At 57.2% G+C, this 11,009-nt stretch carries 9 protein-coding genes; 6 read left to right on the forward strand and 3 right to left on the reverse strand.

Going from position 1 to position 11,009, the window contains the following annotated elements; all coding sequences use genetic code 11:
- Positions 1 to 50: 50 nt before the first annotated feature.
- Positions 51 to 581, reverse strand: a complete 531-nt coding sequence (gene cybB, locus HV355_RS13430; protein WP_120158104.1) for a cytochrome b561 — start codon at positions 579 to 581, stop codon at positions 51 to 53.
- 189 nt (positions 582 to 770) lie between these two features.
- Here cybB and gap point away from each other — a divergent pair, with 189 nt between their 5' ends.
- Positions 771 to 1,772, forward strand: coding sequence for a type I glyceraldehyde-3-phosphate dehydrogenase (gene gap / locus HV355_RS13435; protein ID WP_042719194.1), 1,002 nt, complete (start codon positions 771 to 773; stop codon positions 1,770 to 1,772).
- A gap of 37 nt (positions 1,773 to 1,809) precedes the next feature.
- Here the strand turns inward: gap and aldA are convergent, their stop codons facing one another.
- Positions 1,810 to 3,249, reverse strand: coding sequence for an aldehyde dehydrogenase (gene aldA / locus HV355_RS13440; protein ID WP_182402220.1), 1,440 nt, complete (start codon positions 3,247 to 3,249; stop codon positions 1,810 to 1,812).
- A gap of 198 nt (positions 3,250 to 3,447) precedes the next feature.
- A complete protein-coding gene (locus HV355_RS13445; protein ID WP_108417014.1) occupies positions 3,448 to 4,239 on the reverse strand; it encodes a YdcF family protein in 792 nt (263 codons plus the stop codon).
- Between the two features lie 392 nt (positions 4,240 to 4,631).
- Here HV355_RS13445 and HV355_RS13450 point away from each other — a divergent pair, with 392 nt between their 5' ends.
- The 5 genes from HV355_RS13450 (at position 4,632) to HV355_RS13470 (ending at position 11,002) form a co-directional block, all read left to right on the forward strand.
- On the forward strand, positions 4,632 to 5,951 hold the full coding sequence (locus tag HV355_RS13450) for an MFS transporter (RefSeq protein ID WP_182402222.1): 1,320 nt from the start codon (positions 4,632 to 4,634) through the stop codon (positions 5,949 to 5,951).
- A 156-nt stretch (positions 5,952 to 6,107) separates the two neighbouring features.
- Positions 6,108 to 7,760 carry an MFS transporter gene (locus HV355_RS13455; protein WP_089598830.1) on the forward strand — a complete coding sequence of 551 codons (1,653 nt, stop codon included), beginning with the start codon at positions 6,108 to 6,110 and terminating at the stop codon, positions 7,758 to 7,760.
- Positions 7,761 to 7,782: 22 nt separating this feature from the next.
- Positions 7,783 to 8,865 (forward strand): HlyD family secretion protein, encoded by a 1,083-nt coding sequence (locus tag HV355_RS13460; RefSeq protein WP_108417011.1) that lies wholly within the window; start codon positions 7,783 to 7,785, stop codon positions 8,863 to 8,865.
- Positions 8,862 to 10,241 (forward strand): efflux transporter outer membrane subunit, encoded by a 1,380-nt coding sequence (locus tag HV355_RS13465; RefSeq protein ID WP_182402224.1) that lies wholly within the window; start codon positions 8,862 to 8,864, stop codon positions 10,239 to 10,241. Before HV355_RS13460 ends, HV355_RS13465 begins: the two co-directional genes overlap by 4 nt.
- A 101-nt stretch (positions 10,242 to 10,342) precedes the next feature.
- Positions 10,343 to 11,002 (forward strand): O-methyltransferase, encoded by a 660-nt coding sequence (locus HV355_RS13470; protein WP_182402226.1) that lies wholly within the window; start codon positions 10,343 to 10,345, stop codon positions 11,000 to 11,002.
- Positions 11,003 to 11,009 lie beyond the last annotated feature (7 nt).

Below are 11,009 nucleotides of genomic sequence, written 5' to 3' on the forward strand. Positions count from 1 at the left end.
GCGCTGTTTGTAGGCCCGTGCACGCGTAGCGCCGCCGGGCAATAAGCTGGCTACTGGCGTTTTTTAGGCATCATGCGCAGCAGCGTATTATCTTTCCAGAAATAGTGATGCATCAGCGCCGCCGCCGCGTGCAGGCCAATCACGAAATACCCCAGGTTGGCCAGGGTGACGTGCCACTCTTTCAGCACATCCACCAGGTCAAAATTCCCTTCCGCCGCATGCGGCATCGTCATGCCAAAGGCGAACCAGTCATTCCCGCGGTTATACATCATCACGATACCGATCAGCGGCAACGCAATGAACAGCAGGTAAACGATCAGATGCCCCAGATGCGACATGCCGGTGATCATCGGTTTCGGCTTAGGCTGAATGGGCGGCGCCGGGTATTTAAGACGAATAAGCAGGCGCGCCACCATCAGCACGAGAATGGCGATCCCGCAGGAGACGTGAATCATGTTAATCAGTGGGCGATCGGTACGCGGAAAAAAGCCCCTGAATTCCATGGCGCAGTAAGCCACGATAACTAACAGAAACACCAGCCAGTGAATACCGATTTGCAGGCCTGTATATTTAGTGCGCATGTGATTTCCTGATGAATGACAAATACAGCGCCAACATAATCCGCTTTCCTTAAAAATTCATTAAGTTTTCTGTATGGATTTTCAAATACTTCCCCGCGCATGAAGCATCTTCAATTGCCGCCCTGCCCGTCATGGTCTAAGCCTGGATGAGTTCAAACTGTCGCATCGACACGTTTACAGGAGAACACCATGAGTAAAATTGGCATTAACGGATTTGGACGCATCGGACGCCTTGTACTTCGTCGCCTTCTTGAAACCCAGGACAGCAACACCGTCGTCGCCATCAACGACCTCACTTCGCCCAAAGTGCTGGCCTATCTGCTCAGACATGACTCAAACTACGGTGGCTTCCCGTGGAGCGTGGATTTCACCGAAGACGCGCTGATTGTGGATGGCAAAACGATCGCGGTTTACGCCGAAAAAGAGGCCAAACATATTCCGTGGAAAACCGCGGGCGTGGATATCGTCGTGGAATGCACCGGTTTTTATACCTCTGAAGAGAAATCCAGAGCGCATCTGGACGCGGGTGCCAAAAAAGTGCTGATCTCCGCGCCTGCGGGTGAGATGAAAACCATTGTGTTTAATGTGAACGACGACACCATTGACGCCGGTGACACCATCATCTCCGTCGCCTCCTGCACCACCAACTGCCTCGCCCCGCTGGCAAAAGCCCTGCACGATGCCTTTGAAATAAAAGTCGGTACCATGACCACCATTCACGCCTATACCGGTACGCAGGCGCTGGTGGATGGCCCACGCGGGAAAGATCTTCGTGCCTCGCGCGCGGCGGCAGAGAACATCATTCCCCACACCACGGGCGCCGCAAAAGCCATTGGCCTGGTGATCCCGGCGCTGAGCGGCAAGCTGAAAGGCCATGCGCAGCGCGTGCCGGTGAAAACGGGTTCGGTGACCGAGCTGGTGGCGATTCTGGGAAAAAAAGTGACCGTTGAGGAGATCAATGCCGCGTTGAAAAAGGCGACCCAGGGCAATAAATCCTTCGGCTATACCGACGAAGAGATTGTCTCTTCAGACGTAATCGGCTCGCATTATGGTTCGGTGTTTGACGCCACGCAGACGGAGGTCAGCGAGGCTGGCGATCTGCAGCTGGTGAAAGCCGTGGCCTGGTACGACAACGAGTATGGCTTCGTGACGCAGCTGGTGCGTACGCTGGATAAATACGCCTCGCTGTAGCCTAAAATCCCCTCTCACCGGAGAGGGGATGTTCAGATTAAGACTGCAGGTAGACCACCTGCGTTTGCAGATATTCATTCAGACCATGCTTACCGTCGGCCCCACCAATCCCTGACTTGCGCCAGCCCGCGTGGAAGCCCTGCATCGCTTCAAAGTTCTCGCGGTTGATATAGGTTTCGCCAAATTTGAGCCCCTTGATGGCCTTCATGGCAACATTCAAATCCTGCGTATAAATAGAAGAGGTCAACCCGTAGTCGCTGTCGTTAGCCATCTTCAGCGCCTCTTCCAGCGTGTCAAACGCCACAACCGGCAGCACCGGGCCAAAGGTCTCTTCATGCATGATGGCCATCTCCTGACGCACATCCAGCAGCAGCGTTGGCGGATAATAGTACCCTTTCCCCTCAACGGCGCTGCCGCCGAGCGCGACTCGCGCCCCTTCCTGTACCGCCCGCGCCACCTTCTGCTCCACGCGCTCAAGCGCGGCGGCGTTAATCAACGGCCCCATCGCAATATCAGTGCGCTCTGCGGGATTACCAAACTGCACGGCCTTCATCGCCTCGCCCAGACGGTTGACGAAACGGTCGTAAATGCCTTTTTGCACGTAGACGCGTTCCGCGCAGTTGCAGACCTGCCCGGTGTTGATCACGCGGGAATCCACTATCGCTTTCACCGCCAGTTCCAAATCCGCATCGTCCATCACGATAGCGGGCGCTTTGCCGCCCAGCTCCAGCGCCACTTTGGTGATGTTTTTCGCCGCGGCGGCCATGATCTTTTCACCCGCCCCCACGCTGCCGGTCATGCTGACCATCGCCACCTTCGGATTGCCCGCCAGCTCCTGGCCCACGGTTTCACCGCGTCCCAGCACCAGGTTGAAGACCCCTTTAGGCAGGCCGATCGCATCGACAATTTTGGCGAACGCGATGGCGTTATTCGGCGTGAACTCGCTGGGTTTGATCACGATGGTATTGCCGGTAATCAGTGCCGGAGCGAGCTTGCGGGCAATCAGGAAGAACGGAAAGTTCCACGGCAGGATCCCGGTGGTCACGCCCAGGGCGCGTTTAAAGACCAGGATATTCTCGCCAGGACGGTCGCTCTGGACGATTTCGCCTTCGTAGCGGCGCGCCCATTCGGCCATATAGTCGATGTAGTCTGCGGTAAAGTTCACTTCAACTTCTGCCAGCTGCTGGATTTTGCCGCCCTCGGCGACAATCAGCGCGCTGATTTCACTGACGCGCTCGCGGATACCCGCAGAGATTTTACGCAGCCAGCCGGCGCGTTCGATGGCGGGTAAAGCTTCCCAGTCAGGCTGGGCACGCTCAGCGGCGTCGATGGCTTTGCGCGCATCTTCAGCACGACCATCGGGAATACGGGAAATGACCTCTTCTGTGGCCGGGTTGATCACATCAATCCAGGCATCACCCTGCCAGGCAACAAACTGTCCATCAATATACATAGGATGTTGTACGAGTACCGTCATGACCTGCTCCTGTAATTACACTGTTTTTGACAAGTAAATGCATTGTTAAAAACTATAATTCCAGGGACGATTTCCTATCCTATGAGGCTGTTTTTGTGAGATATCTCAAAAAAGAAACGGGTCAGCCAATTTATACAATCACAAATCAGCAACATTAAATGCCCGTTTGCGTAAAACCTGGCGCAAACGGGCAGAGGGCTAGAGCAGAGAACGGCTAACCAGCGCGTCGGTGAGGATGGCGTCATTACGCAGAAGGGTCCACGCGTTCTCCACCTCGTCAGGAATGTCCACATGCGCAATGAAGTCACGCCCCGCCGGGCCGTAGCCGTTAATGTCGTCCCGCAGGCGCGGCAGTTCCCCGAGCACCAGCGACAGATAGCGCTCCACCGGCCAGAGCCCTTCGCTAGCACCGCTAAACGCCAGGCCGTCTTCACTGTTTTGCAGCACCGGCGTCACGCCGGGATGGCTAATCCACTCCGGCGAAACGGCCTCGTCCCGGCAAACGCGAGCAAAGGTCGCCATCGTGCGGCGCTGCATAGTCGGGTCCTGTACCACGAGGACGCGCCCGGCGTTCAGACCCTTTTGCTTCATCATATGCCAGCTAAACCGGGCGTTCTCGCCGCAGTTCGTTGACTGATCGTCTATCAGGATTTTGTCTGCCGGAATATTCCAGAACTCACGTGCGATATCGGCGAGGATTGCCGCCTCGGCCCGTCCGGTGGTGGGAAGGGTGTTGTAACGCGGATGTTTCGCCACCGCGGCATACAGGAAGGTGGTTGAGTGCCCGATACCGCCGCTGATCAGCAGGGGGATGGCCTGTTCGGCCGCTATTTTACAGGCGGCATCGATTGTAGGGATGACCGCATTCCCTGCCAGGATCACGGCATCAACAGGCTGACTGCGGCGATCGTCCTGCGCAAGCCACGAGCCGACGGTGTTGACGGCATTAAGCGTCGAGCCGGGTAGAGAAGGAAAAAGTGCCAGTGTCATCGTTACCTCCTTACAGCGTTTACGTTCAGAGTACTGCACGCGTCACGGCTGAACAGGGGATCACTCCTAAAGCCAAAACGCCTGTCACTCTGCATTTTCTGGTATTTTTTTGAAATAACCAGAAACATCCAAAAACAATTGGGTTGCACCTGCATGTTATGCTTTTGATTATCCGGCATACAAAACATCATGCCAGTCAAACCGCATGTCAAAGCACCAGTCGCTGCTAATTTCACCGTGATCTGACCAGTATAGCCCGCCCCCTGCTTGCCAAACGCCCTATCCAACCCTAAGTTGCTTAACAATTTCACAACCTTTTTATTACTGCGGGTTGCACCTGAAGCGCGCCAGGTGACACCGCATTCATCCTCTCTGTGGCGGAGCTTCAGATCATGACACAACATGAAAGTACGACAGCGGTTTTACGCAAAAACAAGAAGGTGTTAATTGCCAGCCTCACCGGCAGCTCCATTGAATGGTTTGACTATTTTCTCTATGGCACCGCCGCCGCGCTGGTGTTTAACAAGATTTTCTTTCCGATGGTCGACCCGGTAATCGGGCTGATCCTCTCTTATCTCTCGTTCTCGCTGACCTTTTTTATCCGCCCCATTGGCGGTGTTCTCTTCGCCCACATCGGGGATCGTATCGGGCGCAAAAAAACGCTGGTGCTGACGCTGTCATTAATGGGAGGTGCAACCGTCACGATCGGCCTGCTCCCCACCTACGACATGATTGGCATGTGGGCACCCGCCCTGCTGATCCTGATGCGCATCATTCAGGGCATGGGCATTGGCGGTGAATGGGGCGGCGCGCTGCTGCTGGCGTATGAATACGCACCTGAAAAACGCAAAGGCTTTTTCGGCAGCATTCCACAGGCGGGCGTGACCATCGGTATGCTGATGGCGACGTTCATCGTCTCACTGATGACGCTGTTCAGTGAGGACGATTTCCTCTCCTGGGGATGGCGCATCCCGTTCCTGCTCAGCTCAATTCTGGTCTTGATCGGGCTGTGGATCCGTAAGGACATCGACGAGACGCCTGATTTCCAGAAGGTAAAACAATCGGGCCAGGTGGCGAAAGCGCCTCTGCGCGATACCCTGAAACACCACTGGCGTGAAGTGTTGATTGCCGCCGGTCTGAAAGTGGTAGAAACCGCGCCGTTCTACATCTTCTCGACGTTTGTGGTGAGCTATGCCACCACCACGCTGACGTACCAAAAATCTCAGGCGCTGGAAGCCGTGACCCTGGGCGCGCTGGTTGCCACCATTATGATCCCGTTGATGGGGCTACTCTCCGATAAAATAGGTCGTCAGCGCATGTATGCGGTCAGCGTCTTCGTGCTCGGCTTGTTTATCGTCCCGTGGTTTATGCTGCTCAATACCGGCACGACCTGGGGCATTGTCCTCGCCACCGTCATCGCGTTTGGCGTGCTCTGGGCGCCGGTAACGGCGGTACTCGGCACACTGTGCTCTGAAATTTTCAGTGCCAACGTGCGCTACACCGGCATCACCCTCGGGTATCAGTTAGGTGCCGCGCTGGCAGGCGGTACCGCCCCGCTGATCGCCACCGGTCTGCTGGCGAAATACGACGGCGACTGGGTGCCGGTAGCCTGGTATCTGGCGGTGACGGTCGTTATCTCGCTGATCGCCATTTTCTGCGCCAGCCGGATCAAACCAACACCCGTCGTCCAGGCACAACCTGACCACATCTGACCTTTCAGCGGCCCTCCCGGGCCGCTCTTTTTGTTCAAGCGTCCCCTCAACATTTGATTAACATGCGATAATCATATTCACTTGAATTATGATTTGCGTCAGACGTAGAATCATTAGCCCTCTAATCATTACATTTTTTCTAAGGTAAACAACGTTATGCGCCTGCCCGAACGCGATCCTTATGCTCCTCGCGAGTGGCAGCCACATGAGAAGCCCGCCCTGCTGGGTTCCCCCTCCACCCCGGAACACCCTACGCCAAAGCGGATCGCTTACGGCGTTGTCGGCCTGCTGGTCTGTCTGACCGGGGCGCTGGGTAACGCAGTCGTCACCGCCAATCTGCAAAACCTTCAGGGCACCTTCGGCGCCTGGTCAACCGAAATCGCCTGGCTGCCCGCCGTGTATGTGATGACCAACGTTTCCATCAACCTGCTGCTGGTGAAATTCCGTCAGCAGTACGGTCTGCGCGCCTTTACGGAAGGTTTTCTGGTGCTGTATGTGCTGGTCACCTTTTTCCACCTTTTCGTGAACGATCTCAGCTCCGCGCTGATGGTGCGCGCCGCCCACGGCATGGTCGCTGCCGCGCTGAGCTCACTGGGTATTTACTACCAGATCCAGGCGTGGCCCGCGAAGCATCGCCTGAAAGCGCTGACGATTGGCATCACCGGCTCGTCACTGGCAATCCCGCTGGCGCGCCTGTTTTCTACGGAACTGTTGCAGCTTGACGAGTGGCGCGGGCTTTACTTCTTCGAACTGGGTCTGGCCCTGATCTCGCTTGCCTGCGTGATGGCGCTGAAGCTGCCGCCGGGTGACAGGCGAAAAGTGTTCGAGAAGAAAGATTTCATCACCTTCTTTTTGCTGGCGCCCGGCGTGGCGCTGCTGTGCGCAGTTCTGTCCCTGGGCCGTCTGGACTGGTGGTTCGAAGCCCCTTGGATCGGCTGGTCGCTGGCGCTCTCGCTGGTGCTGATTGTCTCCGCCATTGTGTTCGAACATAACCGCAGCAACCCGCTACTGAACACCCGCTGGCTTTCGAGCGGCAGCATCGTCCGTTTAGGGCTGATCATGCTGCTGATCCGCATCGTACTGGCCGAGCAAAACACCGGGGTCATCGGCTGGCTGCAGTACGTGGGGTTACAGAACGAGCAGATGACCCACCTGGCGTGGTCCATTTTCGCCGGGATTGTCTGCGGGATCGTCACCAGCTGTCTTACCATCAAGCCGACAAAACTGGCGTGGCCAATCATCACCTCGCTGGCGCTGATGATTATCGCCTCGCTGCTGGACAGCCAGTCCAACAGTCTGACCCGGCCGGATCAGCTGATGTTAAGCCAGTTCCTGCTCGGCTTCGGCAGCGCCTTCTTCCTGGCGCCCGCGATGCTGGCAGCCATCGGTGGGGTCATCGCCGACCCGCGCAATCTGGTCAGCTTCTCGGTGATGTTTGGCATGAGCCAGAACATTGGTGGCCTGCTGGGTTCCGCTATTCTCGGCACCTTTCAGACCTGGCGCGAGAAGTACCACTCCAGCCTGCTGGCCGACCAGCTCACCACGCTGAACCCGCTGGTGAATGAACGCATTCAGGCTTACACCCAGATGTACCAGAGCCTGATCGGCGACAGCGCGCTTTTGGGGACGCAGGCGATAACGCAGCTGCAAACCGTCACCACCCTGGAAGCAAACATTCTGGCTTACAACGATACTTACCTGCTGACGGCGAGCATTGCCGCCGCCACGCTGGTCTGGATTTTATGGCGCCTGTTGCGCCTGCGCATCACTGCCCGTATGGCGCTGAAGAACGCCACCGGCAACAAATAATTGAACTATTTCTGGAGAGTTTATGAGTCAGCAGGATGCCGCCAAAGAGCAGGCCAACACCCGCAAAAATGTGCGCATTGTTTCCGTATTCACCGCCGCCGCCATCGGTATTGTCGGCGTGCTGGTGATCCTGTACGCGTGGCAGCTGCCGCCGTTCACCCGCCACGCGCAGTTTACCGACAACGCCTACGTGCGCGGCCAGACGACGTTTATCAGCCCGCAGGTGAATGGCTATATCACCGAGGTGAACGTTCAGGACTTTGTGCAGGTTAAAAAAGGCGAGGTGCTGTTTCAGATCGACGATCGTATCTATCGACAGCGCGTCCACCAGGCCGAGGCACAGCTGGCGATGAAAATTGCCGCGCTCAATAACAACCTGCAGCAGCGTAAAAGCGCCGAAGCGACGATCGCCAAAAACGACGCGGCGCTGAAAAATGCCCGCGCCCAGAGCCTGAAAACGCAGGCAGATTTAAAGCGCGTGAAGGATCTGACGGCAGACGGTTCCCTTTCCATTCGCGAGCGCGACGCGGCGCTCGCCAGCGCGGCTCAGGGTAGCGCGGATATTGATCAGGCCAAAGCGACGCTTGAGATGTCGCGTCAGGATCTGCAGACGGTCATCGTCAACCGTGGTGCGCTGGAGGCGGATGTTGAAAACGCGAAAGCAGCGCTGGAGCTGGCGCAGATTGACCTGCAAAACACTCGCATTATCGCCCCGCGCGACGGTCAGCTCGGCCAGATTGCCGTACGTCTGGGCGCTTATGTCACCGCCGGGACGCACCTCACCACGCTGGTTCCGCCGCAGCACTGGGTGATCGCTAATATCAAAGAGACGCAGCTGGCGGAGCTACGCGTCGGACAGCCGGTAAAATTCACCGTCGATGCCCTGAACGACAAAGCGTATCAGGGCCGCGTGGAGAGTATCTCACCGGCGACGGGCGTGGAGTTCAGCGCCATCACGCCGGATAACGCCACGGGTAACTTTGTTAAAATCGCGCAGCGTATTCCGGTGCGCATTGAAGTGCTCGGGAAACCGGAAGAGTACAAGCTGCTGCGCCCCGGCATGTCGGTGCAGGTGACGATTGATACGCGGGAGGCGAAGCAATGACCCTTCGCCCACTAGCCAGCCTGGTCGTGGCGGTGATGCTGGCCGGATGCCAGTCGGTTGACGTTGAACCTGCAACATCGTCACTACAGATCCCCGCCCAGTGGCGCGCCGCATCGGGGCCGAACAGCCCGGCGGAACAACTCTGGTGGCGAAATTTCCACGACAATAACCTGAACCGCTACGTGGACCAGGCGCTGAAAAACAACAGCGACGTCCTGATTGCCCGTGAGCGGATTAATGAGTATCAAGCGCGAGTTTATGCTGCGGACGGCAGCCTGTTCCCGTCCCTTGATGCGGGCGTAACGGGCACGCGCGCCCGCTCGCAGTCTGCCGCGACCGGGCTGCCGGTCTACGGGACGTTGTACAAAGGGAGTCTGACCGCCAGCTACGACGTTGATATCTGGGGCGTCAATCGCAGCACCGCCAATGCCGCCGAGGCGTCGCTGGAGGCGCAAAAAGCCGCTGCCGTCGCCGCGGATTTAACCGTTGCGTCGTCGGTAGCTGCCGGATATGTCACCCTTCTCTCGCTGGATGAACAGCTGCGCGTCACCGAGTCCACCCTGAAATCGCGCGAAGAGGCGTTCAATCTCGCTAAACGCCAGTTTGAGACGGGCTATAGCTCGCGTCTTGAGCTCATGCAGTCCGACTCAGAACTGCGTTCTACACGGGCGCAGGTTCCACTCTTGCAGCATCAAATTACGCAGCAGGAAAACGCGCTAAGCCTGCTGCTTGGGAGCAATCCAGGCGATGTGGACCGCAGCGAAAACTTCGACCTACTGACGCCGCTGAAGCTGCCGTCACAGCTGCCATCCACGCTGTTAAACCGCCGCCCGGACATCGTACAGGCTGAACGTCAGCTGGTGGCGGCAGACGCGACGCTTGCCGCGTCACGCGCCAGCCTGCTACCGTCGATCAACCTGACCGCAACCGGATCGGTCCAGGATCGCACCCTGTCAGGCTTACTGGATAATCCACTCAAGCTGTGGAGCGTTGGCGGCAGTATTCTTGCGCCGCTGCTGAACCGTCAGGCGCTGAATGCGCAGGTGGATATTTCCCAGTCCCAGCGTAATCAGGCGCTATACAGCTACGAAAAAACCGTGCGTAACGCGTTTGCTGAGGTGAATGACAGCCTTGATGCCATTACGCGCTATCAGGAACAGCTGACGGAGCTGCTTGCCCAGCAGGATGTGGCGCAGGAGACGCTGCGCATTGCGCAGAATCGCTATCGCAATGGGTACTCCTCTTATCTGGACGTGCTGGACGCGCAGCGAACATTGTTCTCGGTGCAGACCAGCGTGGTACAGGTGAAAAATAACCTGCTGCTGGCGCAAATTGATTTGTATAAAGCGCTGGGTGGCGGTTGGGTCAGTGCCTGAAAACCTGCCCGGTGGCGCTGCGCTTACCGGGCCTACATTTCGCCCCGTAGGCCGGGTAAGGCGCAGCCGCCACCCGGCAATCCCTCTCAAGGAGTCAATCTATGCGACAACAGTGGTCTGCAGTAGATAATTACATGATTTCTTCGCTTATCCCTGATGATGACGCACTCAATCAGGTACTGGAAAACAATAAACGCGCCGGACTTCCCGAGCACGACGTAGCGGCCAATCAGGGGCAATTGCTGGCGCTGTTCGTACGCATGACGCAGGCAAGACGCATTCTTGAGATCGGTACGCTGGGTGCCTATAGCTCAATCTGGATGGCGCGCGCCCTGCCGCCGGATGGGAAGCTGATTACGCTCGAGGCTGACCCGACGCATGCCGATGTTGCCCGCCAGAATATTCACCTCGCGGGGCTAACCGATCGTATTGAATTAATTGAAGGCCCGGCGCTGAACTCGCTGGAGAATTTCGGTGACGTTCCACCGTTCGACCTGATCTTTATTGATGCCGATAAGCCCAACAATCCCGGCTATCTGGAGTGGGCGCTGCACTATTCCCGTCCCGGCACGGTAATCATTGGCGATAACGTGGTGCGCGACGGCGAGGTCATCAACGGGCAAAGCGACGACACGCGCGTGCTGGGTGTGCGCCGTTTCATCGAGATGATTGGGGATAACCCGCGCTTAACCGCCACCGCGCTGCAAACGGTGGGGGTTAAGGGATGGGATGGGTTTACGCTGGCAATTGTGGAACGATAACCAGCCG

The sequence above is a fragment of the Enterobacter sp. RHBSTW-01064 genome (genome assembly GCF_014103035.1).
GTDB classification, from domain to species: Bacteria; Pseudomonadota; Gammaproteobacteria; order Enterobacterales; family Enterobacteriaceae; genus Enterobacter; species Enterobacter mori.

Bases quoted from the DNA above. Each gene is read 5' to 3' on its own strand.
- HV355_RS13465 (WP_182402224.1), top strand. From the start codon at position 8,862: ATGACCCTTCGCCCACTAGCCAGCCTGGTCGTGGCGGTGATGCTGGCC.
- HV355_RS13455 (WP_089598830.1), top strand. From the start codon at position 6,108: ATGCGCCTGCCCGAACGCGATCCTTATGCTCCTCGCGAGTGGCAGCCA.
- HV355_RS13445 (WP_108417014.1), bottom strand. From the start codon at position 4,239: ATGACACTGGCACTTTTTCCTTCTCTACCCGGCTCGACGCTTAATGCC.
- HV355_RS13450 (WP_182402222.1), top strand. From the start codon at position 4,632: ATGACACAACATGAAAGTACGACAGCGGTTTTACGCAAAAACAAGAAG.
- aldA (WP_182402220.1), bottom strand. From the start codon at position 3,249: ATGACGGTACTCGTACAACATCCTATGTATATTGATGGACAGTTTGTT.
- HV355_RS13470 (WP_182402226.1), top strand. From the start codon at position 10,343: ATGCGACAACAGTGGTCTGCAGTAGATAATTACATGATTTCTTCGCTT.
- cybB (WP_120158104.1), bottom strand. From the start codon at position 581: ATGCGCACTAAATATACAGGCCTGCAAATCGGTATTCACTGGCTGGTG.
- HV355_RS13460 (WP_108417011.1), top strand. From the start codon at position 7,783: ATGAGTCAGCAGGATGCCGCCAAAGAGCAGGCCAACACCCGCAAAAAT.
- gap (WP_042719194.1), top strand. From the start codon at position 771: ATGAGTAAAATTGGCATTAACGGATTTGGACGCATCGGACGCCTTGTA.